This is a genomic window from Vreelandella indica, from assembly GCF_037070225.1.
GTDB lineage: Bacteria > Pseudomonadota > Gammaproteobacteria > Pseudomonadales > Halomonadaceae > Vreelandella > Vreelandella arctica.
This window is the reverse complement of sequence record NZ_JBANSO010000025.1, coordinates 1-20,879: the sequence shown is the minus strand read 5'-3', so window position 1 is coordinate 20,879 and position 20,879 is coordinate 1. Positions and strand designations below refer to the sequence as shown.

General features: G+C 57.6%; 10 protein-coding genes. All 10 read right to left on the bottom strand.

The features are described 5' to 3' along the window. Positions 1 to 92: 92 nt before the first annotated feature. The 10 genes from V8L71_RS16060 to glgA all read right to left on the bottom strand — a co-directional run bounded on the left by V8L71_RS16060 (position 93) and on the right by glgA (position 20,641). Complete coding sequence (locus tag V8L71_RS16060) at positions 93 to 1,328, bottom strand: cation:proton antiporter domain-containing protein (RefSeq protein WP_336274746.1); 1,236 nt, start codon at positions 1,326 to 1,328, stop codon at positions 93 to 95. A gap of 46 nt (positions 1,329 to 1,374) precedes the next feature. Further along, positions 1,375 to 3,609, bottom strand: a complete 2,235-nt coding sequence (glgB, locus tag V8L71_RS16055) for a 1,4-alpha-glucan branching protein GlgB (RefSeq protein ID WP_336274745.1) — start codon at positions 3,607 to 3,609, stop codon at positions 1,375 to 1,377. Beyond that, entirely contained in the window at positions 3,602 to 6,949 is a 3,348-nt protein-coding gene (gene treS, locus V8L71_RS16050; RefSeq protein ID WP_336274744.1) for a maltose alpha-D-glucosyltransferase, read from the bottom strand. Before treS ends, glgB begins: the two co-directional genes overlap by 8 nt. Positions 6,950 to 7,052: 103 nt before the next feature. Continuing rightward, positions 7,053 to 9,080 (bottom strand): alpha-1,4-glucan--maltose-1-phosphate maltosyltransferase, encoded by a 2,028-nt coding sequence (locus V8L71_RS16045; RefSeq protein WP_336274743.1) that lies wholly within the window; start codon positions 9,078 to 9,080, stop codon positions 7,053 to 7,055. Positions 9,081 to 9,138: 58 nt separating this feature from the next. Beyond that, on the bottom strand, positions 9,139 to 11,337 hold the full coding sequence (gene glgX / locus V8L71_RS16040) for a glycogen debranching protein GlgX (protein WP_336274742.1): 2,199 nt from the start codon (positions 11,335 to 11,337) through the stop codon (positions 9,139 to 9,141). A 101-nt stretch (positions 11,338 to 11,438) separates the two neighbouring features. Next, positions 11,439 to 12,047 carry a DUF2934 domain-containing protein gene (locus tag V8L71_RS16035; protein WP_336274741.1) on the bottom strand — a complete coding sequence of 203 codons (609 nt, stop codon included), beginning with the start codon at positions 12,045 to 12,047 and terminating at the stop codon, positions 11,439 to 11,441. Positions 12,048 to 12,118: 71 nt separating this feature from the next. Further along, complete coding sequence (gene treY, locus V8L71_RS16030; protein ID WP_336274740.1) at positions 12,119 to 14,935, bottom strand: malto-oligosyltrehalose synthase; 2,817 nt, start codon at positions 14,933 to 14,935, stop codon at positions 12,119 to 12,121. Continuing rightward, positions 14,928 to 17,069, bottom strand: a complete 2,142-nt coding sequence (gene malQ, locus V8L71_RS16025) for a 4-alpha-glucanotransferase (RefSeq protein WP_336274739.1) — start codon at positions 17,067 to 17,069, stop codon at positions 14,928 to 14,930. Before malQ ends, treY begins: the two co-directional genes overlap by 8 nt. Next, entirely contained in the window at positions 17,066 to 18,898 is a 1,833-nt protein-coding gene (treZ, locus tag V8L71_RS16020; RefSeq protein ID WP_336274738.1) for a malto-oligosyltrehalose trehalohydrolase, read from the bottom strand. The genes malQ and treZ overlap by 4 nt, the downstream gene beginning before the upstream one ends. A gap of 63 nt (positions 18,899 to 18,961) precedes the next feature. Continuing rightward, positions 18,962 to 20,641, bottom strand: a complete 1,680-nt coding sequence (gene glgA / locus V8L71_RS16015) for a glycogen synthase GlgA (protein ID WP_336274737.1) — start codon at positions 20,639 to 20,641, stop codon at positions 18,962 to 18,964. Positions 20,642 to 20,879: the final 238 nt, after the last annotated feature.

The following is a 20,879-nucleotide window of genomic DNA, read 5'->3' as shown; positions in this document are numbered from 1 at the left end:
AAGTAGACGCTGATCCCGATATGCGAAAGCGCTCCAGGTGGCCTATGGCGTTAACCAAAGAACCAGTAGCGAATAGAACGCTGAGAGCACTCTTACGATGAAGCACTGGATCCCTTCATTCGCCTATAAAGATGCGAAAACGGCATGGCGGTCAGCCCGTGAACCAAGATGGACGACACTACCAGCAAGCTCACCACGGGCCAGAGTTCAGCAACATCGGTTTTATGATGAGCCAATGCCGCATAGTAAAGCGCGGCGACCCCAATCGGCCCAAACCAGCCTGAGAAACTGCCATCTAACTTGCTGGGAAGATCCCTAATACGGCCACCTACTAATAACAGAATGGGTAAGCGGCGCAGGAAAAGCACACCAATCACCAGCAGCAGGGCTGGCCACCCCAAGGAGAGCCATGCTTGCCAGGGGATCATTAAACCGAGCAAGACGAAAATCGGAGAGGTGAAAAAGCGGTCCACGCCTTCCACCACTCTTTCTTCCTCCTGCCGTTCTGAAGCGTTGGCTTGTTGATCAAATGCTAGCCCTGCTACGAATACAGCGAGTATTCCATTGCTGCCCATTAGCTTCACCGCGGCAAGGGTGGTGAGCGCAAGCGCTGTGGTTACCATTAGCATCGACGGTTGGTCGATAGTGTTTTTTTCTTCAGCCTTGCGCATTGCAAAGCCTACCGTGTAACCGATGATGGCCCCCAACATAAGGGCCGCTAAAATATCGCCTCCTATAATCCCTAGCATGTGTACGGTTGTTGATTGATTCGCCGGTAACGTCAGCAAAAACACAGCAAACATGACAAAGATGAACGTCAGCCCATCGTTGGCGCCCGATTCACTCGAAATGATATGGCGTAGATAAGCGGGGAGGTTCTCTTTAGCAACGGGGCCGGTCACCAGGGTAGAGGCAACCACCGGGTCTGTGGGGGTAATCACAGCACCGATGAGTAACGCCGCTCCTAATGGCAGACCAAGAGCCCAGCCGGTTATAACGCTGCTGCACAGCCACATGACCGGCATGCTCACCAGCAATAACACGCAGAGCGATCGCCAATGGTGAAAAATATAGGATTTGGGGAGCCGCAGCGCGATACCCATCAAACCAATGGCGAGGGCTAGACGGGCCACTTGCTCTAAAATGGCCATTTCATTCCCCCACTGCGCTGGGTCAAGAAGCCCAAATCCGGTAGGCCCCAACACCACCCCGACCAGCAGCAAGCTGACGGAGTCGGGCAAGCCGACGCGCTTCAGCGGTGTTGATAATAGCCCTAGCAATAAGGCGCTAGCTGCAACGACTAATAATCCAATATTAAATTCGTGCATATTCTTATACTGCCACCAGGTTTAGGTCGTGTTTGGGCTGAGCACCTCAGTCAGTGTTGGGCATGCCGGCCGGACGTAGCAGCAATACCGCGAGTGGCGGTAGCGTCAACTCCAGGCTGGCGATTTGCCCATGTAGGGGGGAGTCTTCGGCGGTTAGCCGACCCAGGTTGCCCATGTTGGAACCGCCATAGCACTCCGCGTCACTGTTAAGGCACTCTTCCCACCCCCCAGTTAGCGGCACGCCCAGCCGATAACCCATACGTGGAATTGGGGTCATATTGGCAACCACCAGCAACGGCTCACCGGTGGCACTCCAGCGTAGCCAGGCAAAAACGCTATTGGTGTTGTCGTTGCCCACCACCCAGGTAAACCCCCGTGGTTCGCTATCGCATTGGTGCAGGGCGGGTAACTCGGTGTAGCAGCGGTTAAGGTCGCTCAGCAAACGGTGGACACCGGCATGCCGGGCTTCGGCGAGCAGGGACCAATCCAGCTCACGGTCGTGGCTCCACTCCCGCCACTGACCGAACTCGCAGCCCATAAACAGCAGCTTCTTACCGGGTTGCGACCACATGATGGCAAGATAGGCGCGGAGATTGGCGAACTTCTGCCACTCATCGCCGGGCATCTTACCGATCAGCGACCCCTTGCCGTGGACTACTTCGTCGTGAGAAATCGGCAACACGTAGTGCTCAGAGAAAGCGTAGACCATCGGAAAGGTCATATCGTGATGCGAGTAGTTGCGATATACCGGGTCCTTGGCGATGTATTCCAGTGTGTCGTGCATCCAACCCATGTTCCATTTATAGGCAAAGCCCAGCCCGCCCTCCTTGGTCGGCTGGGTGACACCCGGCCAAGCAGTTGACTCCTCGGCAATAACGATGGTGCCGGGGACTTCCTCACTGATGACGTCATTGAGGTGGCGCAGGAAGTCGATGGTTTCCAGGTTTTCGTGACCGCCAAAGCGGTTGGGAATCCATTCGCCTTCGTTACGGGAGTAGTTGCGATAGAGCATTGAGGCAACGGCATCGACACGCAGTGCATCGACATGGAAATGCCGCAGCCAGTGCAGTGCCGAGGCGAGCATAAAGCCATGTACTTCGCGCCTTCCCAGGTTATAGATATAGGTGTCCCAATCTTGATGGAACCCCTCAAAAGGATGCTCATATTCGTACAGAGCGGTGCCATCAAAGCGTGCCAAACCGTGGGGGTCGGTGGGAAAGTGGGCCGGCACCCAGTCGAGAATGACGCCCAGCCCTGCGCGATGGCACTCATCAACGAAGTAGGCAAAGTCGGCAGGTTTACCGAAGCGGGCGCTAGGCGCAAACTGGCTCAGCGGCTGGTAACCCCAGGAGCCGCCGAAGGGATGCTCCATGATGGGCAAGAGCTCAACGTGGGTGAACCCCATCTCCAACACATAGGGAATCAATTGCTCGGCCAGTTCACGCCAGCTATAGATTTCGCCGTTGTCGCCGCCATGCTTGCGCCAGGAGGCGGCGTGCACTTCATAAATGCTTATTGGGTGGGTCGGGTCATGGATTTTTTGCCGCTGGGCGATCCATGCGTCGTCATGCCAGGTAAAGGGCGTGGTGTCGGCTACCACCGAGGCGGTAGAGGGCGGTGCTTCGGTGGCTAAAGCGACCGGGTCGGCACGCAGGCCAATTGCACCGTGGGCTTCGACCACCTCATATTTGTACGCCTCCCCAGGACCAAGGCGCGGTACGAATAACTCCCACACCCCAGCAGCGATGCGCAGGCGCATTATGTGTCGTCTGCCGTCCCAGCTATTGAAATTACCGACCACGGAAACACGTTGGGCATTCGGCGCCCAGACCGCAAAGCGCACGCCGTTGACGCCATCTATTGTCATGGGCTGGGCACCCAGGCAGTGCCCCAGCTGTCGATGATTGCCTTCGCCCAGCAGGTAAAGATCCATTTCGCCCAGCAGCAGGCCGAAGCTATACGGGTCCTCGGTTAGCTGTTCGCCTTGGGGCCAGCGAATACGCAGCAGATAGGGAGCCGCATGCGGCAGCCGGGCGGCGAATAGACCAGGAATTTGCATGCTCGTGAGGCAGCAACGCACATTGCCGCCGTCGCGGTCGAGAACATCAACCCCTACCGCGCCGGGTAGGAATACGCGCAAAAACTGTCCTTTGCCATCACTGTGAATGCCAAGAATGGCGAAGGGATCGCGATGGGTTCCTTGCGCTAGTGCACTGGCGTCTTCCTCAGTCAACCACAAGCTGCGATCCAGAAGGGGTCGGGTGTGAACAACATTATTCATGTGGCTCTCCTGGGTTGAGTTGTTCGATGAGGGCAGCTAAGCCGTGCAGCGGCACACCCAACCATTCGGGGCGGTTGGCGGCTTCGTAGGCAATTTCGTAAGCTGTCTTTTCGAGCACGAACAGGTCCACCGCCGCGGCGGCTCCGCTGGCTTGCTTCCACTCGTGGGGTATTTCCATGGTGGCCAGCCAATAAGCGTTGAGAAAGGCTTGGCGGCCTTTAAGCAGATACTGCTCCACCACCGAATGGCTAGTGTCGGTATGTGTATCGGCGCCTTCATTGTCGCCGGGCCGGGCTTCCTCCACCTTGGCATAGGCATAGTCGAAGGAGCGCAACATGCCAGCCACATCGCGCAGCGGGCTATCTTTTGCGCGACGCTCTTCCAGGGGTCGGGCCGGTTCGCCTTCAAAATCGATGATGTAGGCATCATCATGAGCCACTAGAACTTGGCCGAGATGTAAATCACCATGAATACGGGTGAGCAGGCTGCCTTGGGCAAGTTCCGCCATCTTTTTGATGGCATCTATCAACTTGGCGCGGCGAGCCAAAATGATGTCGGCAAGCCGCTGTTCGGCTTCGTTGGCAGTATTCTTGTGTTGCTCCAGCACGTTTAGCGCTTCCTCAACACGCTGCGTCACGCGTTGCGTCCAGTGCTGTACATGGGATGACCCGGCGACTTCGGGCGCGAATGCTGGGTCGTCGCTGGGCATCGCCAGCACCATATGCAGCTCACCCAGCCGGCGTCCTAAGGTGGTGGAAAATTCTTCCAACTCCTCGAAGGCGCCGTAGCGGGATTCGGCTTTTGGCTCGCTTGCGCGTTCGTCGTCCGCCACCGCTTCACGAATGGCACGTTCCAGCTTATTGCGCGTCCATGACCAGGCATCGCCCTGGTTGTCGATGAAGCCTTGCAGAATCATGAGCGTCTGCGTGGAGCCCTGTTCAAGCCGGGTTACCACGCCGTACAGGGGCACGGTATGCATAAAGCCCCGCTCAGTCAGGTAGCTGCCGATCTCTGCTTCGGGGTGAATGCCCGGCTCCAAGCGTCGGAACAGCTTGAGCACTAATTGATGATTGATGATCACCGAGCTATTGGACTGCTCGGCACTCTGTTGCACTACCTCGGGGTGCTCGGGAAGCGTCAGTTCGGCGAAGGCGGCGGTGAGCAAGAAATGGATTTCTCCTTTCTCATAAGGCAGCACAGTGCCTAGGCGCATGTTTTCTAGTACCGCCAGCGTAAAGGCATCCAGGGTGACTGCATCGGTGAGCAGCCCGACTTCGTGGAAACGACGCACCCGTGCCATGGCGAGCTGTTGGGGTAGCGGATTGCTTTGCTCGTCTTCGCCCAGGAAAGCCAGCGGCAGTTGGTAGCGCTCGCTACCTTGGCCATGTTTGACCTCCAGTTCGCTAAACAGCAGTGAGTGCCCGCTGTGCTCAAGACGGCCGGTGGGGTGTAGGTGGACGTGTTCGATACGGGACTGCTTGGCAGCAAACCAGCGTCGCTTGGGCAGGTAGCTGGGCAGCGTTTCACGTTCGAGTAGCCGTCTGGGCGTCTCCTCAAAAATCTCCTCAAGGCGTTTTTTGATAATCAGCGTGACGAAATCCGGCATGGGCTCTGGTACAGGAACATGCCACTCCGGCATGGCGGTAGCCGGGGCCAGCAAGAACCAGAAAAAACCGTAGGGAGGCAGCGTCAGCAGGTACGCCAGTTTACCCACCGGTGGAAAAGCGCTTCCGCCGACCATTTCTACCGGCACCTGACCGGCAAATGCGGAAAGATCGAGCTCCACCGCCTGGGCAGTGCTGGCCACATTGGCCACGCACAGCAGTGTTTCTGTCTCGCCATTATCGAGTGTCATCTCGCGTAGGTAGGCGAGAATATGCCGATTGGAGGGGTAGAGTGGGCGCATGGTGCCACGGCTGAAAGCACGGTGCTGGCTGCGTACTGCGAGTAGCCGCCGCATATTGCTAAGCAGTGAGTGCGAGTCACGAATTTGCGCTTCCACATTCACCGTTTGATAGCCGTAGAGCGGATCCATAATGGGCGGCAGCACCAGTTTGGCTGGGTCGGCCCGGGAGAAGCCGCCGTTGCGATCCACCGACCACTGCATCGGCGTGCGCACGCCGTCACGGTCGCCAAGATAGATATTGTCACCCATACCAATCTCGTCACCGTAATAGAGCACCGGCGTGCCCGGCATGGAGAGCAGCAGGCTGTTAAGCAGCTCAATACGCCGCCGGTCGCGTTCAAGCAGCGGCGCTAGCCGACGGCGAATGCCTAAGTTAATCCGCGCGCGGCGGTCAGAGGCGTAGTGATTCCAGAGGTAGTCGCGCTCCTTATCGGTGACCATTTCAAGGGTCAGTTCGTCGTGGTTACGCAAAAAGATCGCCCACTGGCAAGTGGCCGGTATTTCAGGCGTCTGACGTAGAATATCGGTAATTGGGAAGCGGTCTTCCTGGGCGAGAGCCATATACATGCGCGGCATCAAAGGAAAATGGAACGCCATGTGACACTCGTCGCCGTCGCCGAAGTAGGGCCGGGTATCCTCGGGCCACTGGTTGGCTTCGGCGAGCAGCATGCGGTCGGGGTAGCGCTCGTCGAGCACCGCTCGGATCTTCTTGAGTACCACGTGGGTTTCGGGCAGGTTTTCGTTGTTGGTGCCTTCGCGCTCAACCAGATACGGTATGGCGTCCAGGCGCAGGCCATCCACCCCCATATCGAGCCAGTACTCCATGACCTTGAGAATCTCGTCGAGTACCACAGGATTGTCGAAGTTGAGATCCGGCTGGTGGGAGTAGAAACGATGCCAGTAGTAGGCGCCAGCCACCGGGTCCCAGGTCCAGTTGGAGGATTCGGTGTCGAGAAAGATGATCCGTGTGCCGGGGTACTTTTGGTCGGTGTCCGACCAGACATAGAAGTCGCGTTCTGGTGATCCTGCTGGCGCCTGTCTGGCGCGTTGAAACCACTCGTGCTGGTCAGACGTATGGTTGATGACCAGTTCGGTAATCACGCGCAGTCCGCGCTGGTGGGCCTCCTGGATGAAGCGCTTGGCGTCATCAAGCGTGCCGTAATCGGGGCTAACGCTGGTGTATTCAGCAATATCGTAACCATCGTCGCGACGCGGCGAGGGGTAGAACGGTAAAATCCAAATCGTGTTAACACCCAGGCTGACGATATAGTCGAGCTTCTGAATCAAACCTTCGAAATCGCCGATACCGTCGTCGTTGGCATCGAAGAAGGCCTTCACGTGTACCTGGTAAATCACTGCGTCTTTGTACCAGAGTGGGTCATCGAGGAAATCCATCGCCTCGACGGCGTGTGTTTCGCTGCTGGCATCCATCATTGGCTTACCCTCTCTGCTTTGATCATTAGGTCAAAATTGACATGAACTAGCGGCTTCCAAGCCAATACCGTTATTAATAAACCGGGAGTTAGTAAACCGGTAGCTAGTGAACCGGGCGAATACGCCAAATGGCGAACGGCATAACGGTGGGGTCTAAGCGCATCGATTGCCATTTGCCATGCCAAGTCCATTGACGGCCACTCATGAGATCCTCCACATGCAGTGCCGCTTCGTCGGGAAGTTCGAATAGCGCCATGGGCAACTCAAAGGCGCCCTCCTGAGGCTCAAACGGGTCAAGGTTGACCGCGACCAAGATGGCCTCGTCGCTTTGCTCGGTGCGCTTGGTGAAGAGCAATAAACGGTCGTTGTGTACCGCATGGAAAGTCAGCCCAAGATGGCTATGCAGCGCCGGATTCTCGCGCCGGATTCGGTTGAGCTGGGCGATCTCATAGATGATGTTGCCGGGCGCGCTATAGTCGCGCAGGCGAATCTGGTATTTCTCTGAATTGAGGTACTCCTCCTTGCCGGGTACCGGTGCGCCTTCGCAGAGTTCAAAGCCGGAGTACATGCCCCACAATCCTGAACCCATGGTGGCAAGCGCCGTGCGAATCAGGAAACCTGCCCGCCCAGACGATTGCAGAAAGTAGGGATTGATATCCGGTGTGTTGACAAAAAAGTTGGGCCGATAGCCGTCACGCAGGGGCGATTCATTGAGTTGCGTGAAGTACTGGGTTATTTCGGCCTTGGTATGGCGCCAGGTAAAGTAGGTATAGCTTTGAGTGAAACCCAGCTTGCCCAGGCGCAGCATCATGGCCGGGCGGGTAAACGCTTCGGCCAGGAAAATCACATCAGGGTCACGTTGGCGAATATCGGCAATTAACCATTCCCAAAAGGGCAGCGGTTTGGTGTGTGGGTTATCTACACGAAATATCTTTACCCCTTCATCGACCCAGCCTTGAACCACATTACGCAGTTCAAGCCACAGCGAGGGAATCGCCTCTGCGGCGTAGAAATCGACGTTAACAATATCCTGATATTTCTTGGGCGGGTTCTCTGCATAGCGAATTGAGCCGTCGGGCCGCCAGGAGAACCAGCCGGGGTGCTCCTTTAGCCAGGGGTGATCCGGTGAACACTGAATGGCAAAATCGAGCGCTATCTCTAGGCCATGATCCGCCGCGACACACACCAGATCGCGGAAATCTTCGCGGGTGCCAAGTTCAGGATGGATGGCGTCATGTCCGCCTTCTTCGCTACCAATGGCGTAAGGGCTGCCTGGGTCGTTCGGCCCGGCTTCAAGGCTGTTGTTAGGCCCTTTGCGATACGCCCGACCGATGGGATGGATAGGCGGAAAATAGAGTACGTCAAAGCCCATGTCGCGGATTAACGGTAGCCGCCTGTGCACATCTTTGAACGTGCCGTGGCGATTGGGATCGTCGGTTTCCGAGCGGGGGAACAGTTCGTACCAGCTGGCAAAACGCGCTTTAAGCCGTTCGACTTCGAGCGGATAGAGGGCGTCGCTTCTGGTTAGGTGCGGACGAGTATCCGCTTCGTGCATCAATCTAGTGGTTTCATCATCTAATAGCAGCGCGACGCGGTCTGCATCATTCTGCGCTAGCCGAAATTGCTCAAGGAGATCAGACAGTGATTCATAAAGCGTTCCTTCGCTACGCTCGGCGGCTTGTTCCACCAGTTGTCTGCCTTCTTCCAGTTCGAGCCCGATGGGAACCCCCGCCTGGTGTTTCTTGGCAAGTTCGTAGTGATAAGTGGCATACACATCCCACCAGGCTTCAATAATAAAACCATGGCGGCCCACCCGGAGAGGCGTGAAACTCCCTTCCCATACATCCAGGCCAAGGGGCTCGACCTGGCTCATGGGCGCGCGCTGTTGCTGCCCCTCATCGTCGTGCCAGCAGATTGCGGCTGCCAGCACATCGTGACCATCGGCGAAGATGGTGGCTTTCACCATCACCGTTTCATTAACGATGGCTTTGGTCGCAAAGCGCCCCTGATCCAGGGAGGGGGTGACGGCTTCAATGGCAATGCGCGGGGCATGGGTGGCCGCTAGGCCATGGTTCTGGTGTTGACTCTGTGCCGGGAAAGCCCCGGACGTGGGATAGACAGGTGAACTCATCGCATGCTTCTCCTTGCAGCGCGAAAACGACAGCGAAGGTATCCGCGCCGCCTTATATCTAGGTAACGGCGCCTTCGCTGTGCTGTACTAGCTCTAGCAGGGCCAGTGAACGACCTTCCATCCTATGTTCTTCACCAAAGGCGCGCTGGAACGGGGCTTCCTCGCAGGTTTGGCTAGTGTCGAGGCGGCATAACCATCCGCTACCGCTTGGGGCGGCCGGTAGTTGAAAAGCGACGGCCTCGTGGTGCGCATTGAAAATTAGCAGCAAGGTGACATCGGCCCCCGCACGGCGTATGCCGGAAGGCTGCGCGCGACCATCGAGTAAAAGACCGAGTGTGCGCGCCTCGGTATCTTCCCAGCGCTCAACATCCATTTCGGCGCCATCCGGGGCCAGCCATGTCACTTCCTTGAGCCCCATTTCTTCGTTGTATTCACCTGAAAGGAAGCGACCTCGCCGCAGGATGGGGTAACGCATCCGAAGTGCGATCACGCGCCGCAGGTACTCGATCATGGCGTGGGCGTCACCGTCGAGGTTCCAGTCCACCCAACTGATCTCGTTATCCTGGCAGTACGCGTTATTGTTGCCTTGCTGGGTGCGCAATAGTTCGTCGCCCGCCAGCAGCATCGGCGTGCCTTGGGAGAGCAGCGTGGTGGCGATAAAATTACGGATCTGACGCAGCCGTAATGCCTGGATATCCTCATCGTCAGTAGGGCCTTCGACGCCATGGTTCCACGATAAATTGTGGTCATGGCCATCCATATTGTCCTCGCCGTTCGCCTCGTTATGCTTATCGTTGTAGGCCACCAGATCAAAAAGGGTGTAGCCGTCGTGGGCAGTGATGAAGTTAACCGAGGCGAATGGCCGCCGTCCGCGACGCTTAAAGAAATCAGCCGATGCCATTAGCCGAGTTGCAAGCTCCGGTAACTGCCCTTCATCGCCGCGCCAGAAAGCGCGTACCGTGTCTCGGTAGCGGTCATTCCACTCTGCCCAGCCAGGAGGGAAGCCACCGACTTGATAGCCGCCGGGGCCGCAGTCCCAGGGTTCGGCAATGAGTTTAACTTGGCTGAGAATAGGGTCCTGTCGGCAGGAGTCGAGAAAGCCGCCCCCCTCGTCGAAGCCGTGGGGTTCGCGGCCAAGAATGGTCGCCAAATCAAAGCGGAAACCGTCGACGCGCATTTCTGTGGCCCAATAGCGCAGCGAGTCGGTGACCATTTGCAGCACACGCTGATGGCTAAGATTAAGAGTATTACCCGTGCCGGTATCGTCGATGTAGTAGCGCGGCTCTTCGGGCATCAGCCGGTAGTAAGAGGCGTTGTCGATGCCTTTAAGCGAAAGGGTGGGGCCTAACTCGTTACCTTCGGCCGTGTGGTTGTAGACCACGTCGAGAATGACCTCCAGGTCGGCGGCATGGTAACGCGCCACTAGCTCTTTAAATTCATTGATGCTTTCGCCAGAGATATAGCGCGAATGGGGGGCGAAAAAACCGAGCGTGTTGTAGCCCCAGTAATTGCGCAGCCCTTGCTCTAACAGGCGCTGATCATCTACGAAGGCGTGGATCGGCAATAACTCAACCGACGACACGCCAAGGGAGTGAATATAGTCAACCACATCGTTGACCATCAGCCCGGCAAAGGTGCCACGTAGCGCTTCTGGTACCGATGGATGGCGCATGGTATACCCACGAACATGGGTCTCATAAACAATGGTGTGATCCCAAGGCAACTGCACATCCCGGGAGCGACCCCAGGTAAAGGCCGGGTCGATCACGCGGCAACGCGGCATAAATGGTGCACTGTCCCGCTCATCGAAACTTAGATCACCGTCGGGATGGCCGATGGTGTAACCAAACAGTGCTTCATCCCATTGCAGGTCACCCACAATCTGCTTGGCGTAAGGGTCGAGCAGCAGCTTGTTGGGGTTGAAGCGGTGGCCTTCCTCGGGGGCGTAAGGGCCGTGTACACGGTAACCATACAGTTGGCCGGGGCGGGCGTCGGGTAGGTAGCCATGCCAAACTTCATCGGTATATTCGGGCAGCTCTACACGTGCCAACTCCTGTTCGCCGGTTTCATCAAACAGGCATAGTTCAACCCTCGTGGCATTCGCCGAGAACAGCGCGAAATTAACGCCTAGCCCATCCCAGGTCGCCCCTAAAGGAAACGATGATCCTTCGTGAACACGTGTCTGCCGCATAACGCTTGGGGTTTCGTCGGCGGCAACGGACTTATCGCTGTCCCGCGAGGCGTGGCTTGTATTCATTGCATTCATCCTTGGGCCATTCGGGCACTTGGGTGTTAGCTAACGTTTTAACGTCTGTTTGTTAACAAGCGTTTTTTAACGACCGTTTTTAAAAACAGCTTTTAACTCTCGGGGTCGCTTGTCTTAGGCGTATTGGTTTTCTTCGCCTGTGGCGTCGCTTTTTTCGTTGTCTTGGCGTCTGTCTTTTTAGCCGTTGCCGTCTTACCTGCTTTCTTAGATGTGTTAGCTGTCTTAGCTGTGCTCGTCTCTTTGCTAGCGGCCAGCGGGTCGCTGCTACGCCGCGGGCGGCGGGTACGCGCCACCGTGGCGGAGTCCTCAGGCAGCGGTTCCATTGAACTCGCTGTAGCGTCGGGGGCGGTGGGCGCCGGGGGCGGATGGCCACGATCCTGTACCGGCACGTCCTGCCCGACTAAGGTGTCGTCGCGAAAGGGAGCTTCATCGAAGTCGGGGTCGCCGTCCGGGTCTTCCAGCGGTAAACGGTTCTCCTGGATGCCTACCTCGTCATCCTCTAGCGGCAAGTCCTCCTCCAAGATAGGTGTTTCGTCCAGCGGCTCACCGACTTCTTCCAAATCGGCGTCGTTACCGGCTGTTTGCTCAGCGGCAACGATCTTTAATGCCCTATCCCAATGGCGTTGCTGTTGGCCTTCGGGGCGTCCTTCAGCTTCCCAGATGCTGTAGGCCAGTTGACGCACGCGTTCTTCGTCAGTCATGTCAGCTCATCCTATGTGCTATGTCACAATTCGTTTTCGACGCTCGTTTTCGATGTGACAGGGTGTGGAAGTCATCTAGAAGTAACCCAAGCGCCACTGCTCTCCGTGTCGTCGTCGCGCAGGTAGACACCGACGGGTAGTTCCGCCAGCAAGGAGGCAATAGGAAGTCCGTGGTCGCCTATCTCCAGCGAAGACGCGGTCAAAATCCCCTGCCAAACGCCAGCATCTGGCTGTAGCAAAGTATCTCCCCAGTGCGTCGGGGGAATATGCGGTAGCTCAGCGTTGCCTAGTAGCGCTGTCGTCAGCCGGGGTACTACCACCAACAATCGGTAGCCAGCGTAGCGCCGGGTAAATGCCACCACATGGTCAGCATGCTCACCGGTTGCCGAGATAGGATGATAATCACCGTGGGTAAATAGCCGTGGATGACGATGGCGCAACGCCAGTAACCGGGCGATGAGCGCTTGCTTTATTCGTCCATCCCGCCAGGTTAATAGTGCCTCTGTAGACGTTAGGGCCGCTTCAAGCGCTGCTTGACGCGCGGCATGGTCGACGGGGCGGCGGTTATCAGGATCGACCAAGCTGTAATCCCAGAATTCGCCACCTTGGTAGAGGTCAGGTACGCCGGGTACGGTCAGGCGAAGTACCGTTTGTACGAGGCCATTGAGGGCGCCCGGTAGATCAATAGTGCGTGCCGCCGCTGCAATGGAATCGCGCAGGGGCGGTGTGGTCAGTAAGTCCTCAAGGAACGCTTGTGAAGCGGACTCATAAGTATCATCTGGCCATAGCCAATGGCTGCGTAACTTGGCTTCGCGCAGGGCTTTTTGCTGCCACTGAGCGAGTCGCTGGGTAAACGTTTGCATCTCGTCGTTGTCCAGCGGGTCAAGCGTTGGTGCCCAGGCCCCTAGTAAAATTTGGTAGAGAATCAGTTCATCGCCCGGTGAGGGAGCAACCCCGTTGGGCAACGACCGGCGCAGCGGAGCGGCTAACCGCCGCCAATGCTCAACATGCGTCGCAAAGTGGGTGGCGTGCTCGCTGAGTGCTGCTAATCGCGCGCGAACATCTTCGCCTCGCTTGTGGTCGTGGGTGGCGGTGGTCACCATGTTGCGGGGGAATTGGCGGGCACGCCGGGCATTCGCTTCGTGAAAGTGTTTGGGAGAATGGCTGAAGTGCTCGCCATCGAAGCCCACATCGTTTCGCGAGATCAATACGGCGCTGCGATACCCCGCGGTATCTTCCACTGCCTTGGCCGCCACCGGCGAGGTGAGCTGCTGGAAGCGTACGATGGCGCGCTGGCGCAGTCGGCGCTCGTCATCCTTTGCGATGTCACGAGGCGCTTCGCCGCCCAGCCAGCGCTCTAACGCTTCGAGCACTGCAATGTCTGGCGGATTTAGCGCTTGCCGAGCCCCGCGCATCGCCTGAGCGAAAAAAGGAGCATCGGCTTCGGGGCGTCCGGCCTCGTCGGCATAGCTGCGGTAAATGGGGAAGTGAACGATTAACGCTTCCAGTGCCCGGCTGATGGCCGCCAGGGTAATATCACGGCTGGCAAGCTGGGCGCGGGCAACGGCATGCAGGGCGTTGGCACAGGCATTGAATTCGCTGGCTAGTAGTGAGGTCAGTATCTCGCGCCTGGCCAGCCGTACCTCGGTTGAAAAATCAATGTCTCGGCCACTGATTTCCTGCCAAAGCTTGCGCAGTGGTGCGGCGCTGGCTGGGTCGTGCTGTATGCCTGAGACCTCGTTCATAAACTCATAACCGCTGGTGCCGTCCACGCCCCAGTCGTCATGCAACGTTTCGCCATCACCCAAAATCTTTTCTACATAGAGAGCGATGTGGCGAGGCACATCGGTCGGTCGCTTGGCTTGCAAGGCATCCAGGCGCTGGCGAAGCTTTAGGCAATAACCGCGTGGGTCGGCAAGCCCATCAACGTGATCGACCCGTAAGCCGTCTACCCAGCCCGCTTCGACCAAACGTAACGGCAGGGCATGAACGGCCTCGAACACTTCCGGCACTTCAACGCGTAGCCCGCCCAGTTCGGTGACATCGAAGAAGCGCCGCCAGTTGATCTCATCAGAGGCGGTGCGCCACCACGCCAGGCGGTAATGCTGGCGTTCAAGTAAGTTATGCAGGCGAATGGCACCGTTGGGGTGTGCACCGTCAAACAGGGGCAGAACAGCGTCAAGTGACTGCCGGGCAGCGGGGGATTCCATCACCTTGCTTAGCTGGTAACGCGCCTCGTCAGCGGCGGTATAGGCGTCTTCGCGTTGCTGCAGGGCATCGAAAAAGGCCGCCTGTTCGTGCAGCACGTTGTGCTCAGCAAAGCGTAGTATGTCGCCGTAATGACGGGGGTCGATGGGAAAGCGGTGCTCGTGATAATCCACATGGAAGCCTGCCTTATCGGCGTCGTAGCTCAGTTCTAATTCACCCGAATGCAGGATTTCGGCGTAAGGGTCACCCAAGAACGGCACAAGCAGCTTTCCGACAAGCGAGGGGGCGGCGTGGTTGATATCAGCAGCGCCCCAGTCGATATCGAAGAAGTCGGCATAGGGGCTATCCTTCCCCCAGGCCAGCACGTCCTGCCACCACTGGTTTTGTGAGCCACCCACCGCTAGGTGGTTGGGGACAATATCCAGGATTAGCCCCATGCCGCGCGAGCGAAGCCGCGACACTAAGCGCTCCAGCGCCGCCTCGCCGCCTAACTCGGGGTCGATGCTTGTCGGGTCGATGCCATCGTAACCATGGGGCGAACCGGCACGTGATGCCTGTAGCGGTGAGGCGTAGATATGACTCACCCCCAGGCTGGCGTAATAGTCTACCCAGTGTTCGGCATCCTCTAAGGTAAAGTCGCGGTGAAACTGCAACCGCACAGTTGCGAGGATTTCATTCATGAGTCGATTTCCCAGATAGGGCGGATCGTGATGGTTTGCCAGAGGAGGAGTCTTTGCGTGCACGCGTCAGCGCCACGAGCCGGTGACGAACCTCATCCGATGTCAGTAGATCATTGGCATCATATGCCCAGCGCCGACGCCAATTAGGGTGCTCATCCACCGTGTTTGGTAAGTTGGCTTGCTCCTCAAGTCCCAGGGCGTCTTCAACTGGGAGCAGGAGTAACGGCGCGGGCGTGGCAGCTAAGTGGCGCGCACACGCATCGAGTACCTGCGAGGCGGGTATATCGGCCGCTTCTAGTGTCTCGGTCGTCGGCTTTACACCCAGTAAGCCCAGCGTAGCGGCGAGTTTGGCCCGTTCCTTGCGCCTGGCTAGCTGTTCACTTTCAGCACTTTGCGTTTCCTTGAGCAGCCCCAAGCGGCTGCGCCATTCAATATCGCGCCCTGCCCACCAGCCCGCCACGGTGGGCAGGTCATGGGTTGAGGAGGTTGCCATGGCATGTGGGTTCCAATCGCAGGCGGCAAGGAAGTTATGCGCCTCGTCCTGCTCGAACCACAGCACCTGCATGCCTAATATGCCGCGTGCGGTAAGGCGTTCTCGAAAGCCGGGGGCGACGGTGCCCAGGTCTTCACCAATCACGATGCCGCGGTGTCGCCAGGACTCCAGTGCCACCAGGCGCAGCATGTCGTCTAGCGGGTAGCGGAGATAACCGCCTTCAGTGGGCGGTGCGCCACGGGGAATGAGCCATAGTCGCAACAAGCCAAGGATATGATCGATCCGCACCCCGCCGGCGTGGGCGAAGGCACTGCGCAGCATATCGATAAAACTACGAAAGCCTGAACGCTTCAGGCCGTCGGGTGAAAAGGCGGCGAGGCCCCAGTCCTGGCCACGGGCATTAAACAGGTCGGGTGGGGCGCCGATTGAGACGCCTTCCAGCATATCCGTTGGGCGGCTCCAGGTTTGGCTGCCTCCAGCATCTGCCCCTACCGCCAGATCAGCGATCAACCCAATCGCCATACCACTCTCACGGGCGACGCGCTGGGCACGGGATAGTCCCTCAGCGGTTATCCACTGCAAGAAAGCATGAAAACCTATTTCATCGGCGCGGGTTTCGGCGAAGTGAGCGAGTTTAGGGCTGGCGGGGTCGCGTAGCTCCGCGGGCCATTCTCGCCAGTCGCCGGGGCCGAGTTCTCTTTGCAGCGCTTCGAAGCGGCAATGATCTTCCAGCAAGGCACCACCCGCACGGCGAAATGCCTGCATCTCTCGGTGTAGGGCTTTTGCTTCATCATCTTCACGCGCCATGAAGTCATCGTAGAGATAACGCAGCCAGGAGAGCTTGGCGCGTGCTGCCTCGGGCCAGTCGAGGTAGTCATCGGCTTCCAGGCGTCGCAGCTCAGCTTGCAGCCCATTACGGGCCTGAGCGCCATGAACGCTGGCGTCACCCAGCAGGGTTTCCGCAGCGCTGTAAAGCACGTTATAGAGTAGCCGTGTGGAGGGGGAGTAGGGGCTATAGCGCTCAGGGTCGGCGCTGAACATGGCATGGGTCGGGCTAATCGCCAGGGCATCCGCGCCTTGCTCGGCGGCATGCAAAACGCACTGTTCCAGCGCCAAGGTGTCGCCGATACCGCCGTCACCGGGGCGCCGCAAGGCGTAAAGCTGCGCTGCCAAGCCCCATAGCCGTGGTGTGGTCTCACCGCTGGCGTCACTAAGCGAATAACACTGGTGTGGCGCGACGGCCAGGGTCAGTTCGGTATCGGCTATCTGCAACTGGTGATAGCCGATCTCGGTAACGCTGGGCACCGCACCATTATCGTCGAGGTAACCTTGTTTAGAACCGCCTTGCTCAAGCTGCAATGTAAACGCGGTGCCGGGAGGCAACGGCGAGGGCAGCGTGATCGGTGTGTCACAGTCGGCGGTAAGCAGCGGTGGCCATTCTGCAGGGCTTGCCGGTGCATGGAGATGTTTCAGGCGTTGCAAGCCTTCCTCTATGGCGGACTCACTCGCCGTTGAATAGCCGAGTACGTCCAGTAGGTTACGCTGAGCCTGCTCAGACAATTGGCAGGGCTCGCCGTCGCTATTTTCCCACTCCAGCAGTAAACCGGCCGCTTCGGCGAGTTCCTTCAACGGCGCTTTCATGCACTGACCTCCTCGTCACCGGGGTTGTGACGCAACCAGGCAGCCGCGGTACGGGCTGGCATCCGGCCGCTCTCGGCGGCCTTTGCGGCCCCTTCGGTGGTTTCATAAAGCAGTTGACCTACTCCCAATCCCGGCGTGGTGGCTGCCTGCTGCCCAAGATTGAGTGCTATCACCAGTTGGGTGTCGTCATTCATTCGCCAGCGGGCGAGTACGGCCTTGTCGCCGAGTACTTTTGCCCCCAGTGCTTCCGCGCCAGGCAGGCGCGGCACAATATGCTGGTGGCGCAGCGCTAATAGCGTGCGATAGCGCTGCAAGCAGGCGGCAAAGGGAGAGGTTTCCCTCGCGGCGAAGTCGGGGATGGAGGCTTCGAAGGTGGTCAGCGCATTAGGGTCGGGTATGCGCTCGCGGCTCTTTTTGTCAAGAAAAGCGCTAAAGTCGGCAAACTCTGCCCGCCGCCCTTCGCGAACCGCTTGGGCGAGCTCCTCATTGTGTTCGGTGAAGAATAGAAAGGGCCGGGTGGAGCCCCACTCTTCGCCCATGAACAGCAGCGGGATCATGGGTGACAGCAGCAGTAAAACCTCGGCGGCTGCCAGTGAATCGGCATCAGTGAGTACATTTAACCGCTCGCCAAGGGCGCGGTTGCCGGTCTGGTCATGATTCTGGAGAAACGCTACAAAGGCCGTCGGCGGCAGATGGGCGCTGGGCTCTCCTCGGGAATGCCCATGACGCGATGTATGGCCCTGAAATATAAAGCCTTCACTGAGGCAGCGGGCCAGCCGGGGCGTAGCGTTATCGACAAAATCGCTGTAATAGCCTTCCTTCTCGCCGGTCAGCAAGACATGCATCACGTTGTGCCAGTCGTCATTCCATTGAGCGGTAAACTGCTGTTGGTTGAGTAGGCTGGCGGTATTGCCTTCATTCTCCAGCACCAGATGAATATGCCGCTCGGGGGCTATTCGGTTGCGTATTGTTTCGGCCAACTCGACCAGGAAATCCTGCTCGCTAATGGCGTGGACAGCATCGAAGCGCAAGCCATCCAGGTGGTACTCCTCTAGCCACATCAAGGCGTTATCGATGAAGTAACGGCGTACCATTGGTTGGCGAAAGTCGATGGAGGGCCCCCAGGGCGTGACCAAATCCTCACGGAAGAAGGCGCCAGCATAGTTAGCCAAATAGTTGCCGTCGGGGCCGAAGTGGTTGTAGACCACATCGAGAAACACCATCAGTCCGTAGGAGTGGGCCTCGTCGATCAGTGCTTTCATGTCATCAGGGCTGCCGTAGGAGGCTTCCACCGCGTAGGGCAGCACGCCGTCGTAGCCCCAGTTACGCGCACCGGGAAATTCTGAGACCGGCATCAACTCAATGGCAGTGACCCCCAGTTCGGCCAGGTAGGGCAGGTGTTGGCGCACGCCTTTAAAGCCACCCAGGGTGCCGACATGCAGTTCGTAAAGCACGGTTTCGTGCCACGGGCGCCCCTGCCAATCGGTGTTTTTCCACTGGTAGTGGTTGGGGTCGATCACCACACTGGGGCCGTCGATATCACCGGCCTGGGCACGGGCGGCAGGGTCGGGCACGAGGCTGCCCTGCTCATCGTTCTCATCGTCGAACACTCGGTAACGGTAGCGAGCATCGTGCTCACAAGCCACTTCGGCCGTTGCGCGGCCGTCATCGGCCTGGTCCATGGTGACACTGGGCAGTCCTTCAACCTCTACATCGACCCGGCGAGCGCCTGGCGCCCAGAGCACGAACCGAGTTAAACCTTCCTTGACGATCTGCGCGCCGAAGGCAGGTTGAAAGTTATTCTTTTGCAGCTGAGGCCTTTCAAACATCGCTTGCCACCTCTTTCACCAGTCGCTTTCACAGGGGCGTTCTCACTTCTCACCAGGACCTTTTTACTGGGCCAGGGACGCCTCGTTACCTGCCTGCTCAAGGGCCTGCAGGTACAGCTTGCTGTAGGGGACGATTGACTGTTTCCAGTGGTAACGTCCCGCCATCGCAGCGCCGCGCATGGCATTGAACAGATCGGTTGAGCGGTACACGGCAAAGGCGCGCTGAATGGCGTGCATGTAGCTGCCGAACTGCATGTCGTCGAACAAAAAGCCGGTCACGCCGTCCTCAATCGTATCGGCCAGGCCGCCGGTGCGGTGAGCGATCGGCAGGGAGCCGAAACGCTGGGCATACATCTGACTTAGCCCGCATGGCTCGAAGCGTGATGGCATCAACAGAAAATCACTTCCCGCGAAAAGGCAGCGAGCCTGATACTCGTCGAAACCGATGTAAGCAGTGATGGCGCCAGGAAAACGAATGGCCAGCTTACGTAGCGCTTCCTCGACATGGTGTTCGCCGCAGCCCATAAAAACGATTTGGCCGCCCGCATGGACAATGGCCTTCGCGGCCTCGATGGTCAGATCCAGGCCTTTCTGATGCACCATGCGTGATATCACCGCAAACAAGGGGCCTTGACTGGGGGTTAGCCCAAAGTGACGACGCACATAATCAGCATTGGCACGCTTACCGCGCCAATCGTTAGAGGAGAACGCTTGGATCAAAAGGCTATCGGTGCGTGGGTCCCAGGAATCGTCAATGCCATTGGGGATGCCGCTCAAGCAACCTTGTTCGGCTTTGCAGCGAAGAAGCCCGTCGAGCCCACAGCCGAATTTCGGTGTAGTGATCTCCTGGGCATAGGTCGCACTAACGGTGGTCACTTGCGAGGCATAGACGATTCCCGCTTTCATAAAGGAAATGTCGCCATAGTATTCGACGCCATCAATATGAAATGCCTCGTCAGGAATGCCGAGCACCTCAAGGCGCGAGGCATCAAACACGCCCTGGTAAGCCAGATTATGAATGGTGAAAACAGTCGGGATGGGTTGCCCTTGGCCTTGCCAGTGCAAATACGCCGGTGCCAAGCCACAGGCCCAATCGTTGAGGTGCAATAACTGGGGCTGCCAATCGAGATTTGCCTTGCCCAAGGCGATATCGGCAGCTGCCCGTGACAGGCGAGCAAAGCGGATATCATTATCTTTCCAGCCTTCATCTTGACCATCGCCATAACCGCTAGAGCCGGTGCCATAGGGAGTGCCTTCACGCTCATAAAGCTCTGGGCAGAGCAGTACATAAACGATCAGCCCATCGCGGCAGGTTAGCTGGCCAATATTACACGCTGGCAATCCTGCAAAAGCGGGCAAATGACCAACCATCACGATGTCATAATCGGACTGAACCATTTCCCGATAAGCGGGGATTAATACCCGTACATCGTGATGCGCTGCCAGTGCGCGGGGAAGCGCCGAGGAGACGTCACCCAGACCGCCGACCTTAACGAAATCGGTAATTTCAGTGGTAACAAATAGAATGCGCTGTGGAGAGTCGAGTTTATCGTTATGGCTTCGATCGATAATGTCATAACGGTGATCGGTAACAGTTTGATTTAAATGGTGCCGGGGGATTACTTGGTTATGGGTAAAAGGAACCTCTTTCAGTCTAGGCCCCTCTTGTTCGTCATTTTCTACCATGCTCTCGTCCGGCATGCTTTTAATGTTAGCAACCTCACTCAAAGCCACATCGCCCATGTTCTACCTCCCTGGATTACCATGGTCAACACTGTTTAACTGATAGCTTTTAACTAGATGGCCTTAAGTCAGGCCGTATTTAACTATCTAGTATTTAACTATCGAGTATTTAACTACCTAGCCTGGATTTCTCATAGTACCTCAGCCAGTACCGCACTCAGGCTGTAACACCGCTAAACACCTACTGGCTCGACTTACATCGGCTACTTTTTAACCACTTTCCGGCGTTCAGACACAC

Excerpts from the sequence above, each read along its gene's own strand:
- V8L71_RS16060 (WP_336274746.1), bottom strand. The coding sequence starts at position 1,328 with ATGCACGAATTTAATATTGGATTATTAGTCGTTGCAGCTAGCGCCTTA.
- glgB (WP_336274745.1), bottom strand. The coding sequence starts at position 3,609 with ATGAATAATGTTGTTCACACCCGACCCCTTCTGGATCGCAGCTTGTGG.
- treS (WP_336274744.1), bottom strand. The coding sequence starts at position 6,949 with ATGATGGATGCCAGCAGCGAAACACACGCCGTCGAGGCGATGGATTTC.
- V8L71_RS16045 (WP_336274743.1), bottom strand. The coding sequence starts at position 9,080 with ATGAGTTCACCTGTCTATCCCACGTCCGGGGCTTTCCCGGCACAGAGT.
- glgX (WP_336274742.1), bottom strand. The coding sequence starts at position 11,337 with ATGAATACAAGCCACGCCTCGCGGGACAGCGATAAGTCCGTTGCCGCC.
- V8L71_RS16035 (WP_336274741.1), bottom strand. The coding sequence starts at position 12,047 with ATGACTGACGAAGAACGCGTGCGTCAACTGGCCTACAGCATCTGGGAA.
- treY (WP_336274740.1), bottom strand. The coding sequence starts at position 14,935 with ATGAATGAAATCCTCGCAACTGTGCGGTTGCAGTTTCACCGCGACTTT.
- malQ (WP_336274739.1), bottom strand. The coding sequence starts at position 17,069 with ATGAAAGCGCCGTTGAAGGAACTCGCCGAAGCGGCCGGTTTACTGCTG.
- treZ (WP_336274738.1), bottom strand. The coding sequence starts at position 18,898 with ATGTTTGAAAGGCCTCAGCTGCAAAAGAATAACTTTCAACCTGCCTTC.
- glgA (WP_336274737.1), bottom strand. The coding sequence starts at position 20,641 with ATGGGCGATGTGGCTTTGAGTGAGGTTGCTAACATTAAAAGCATGCCG.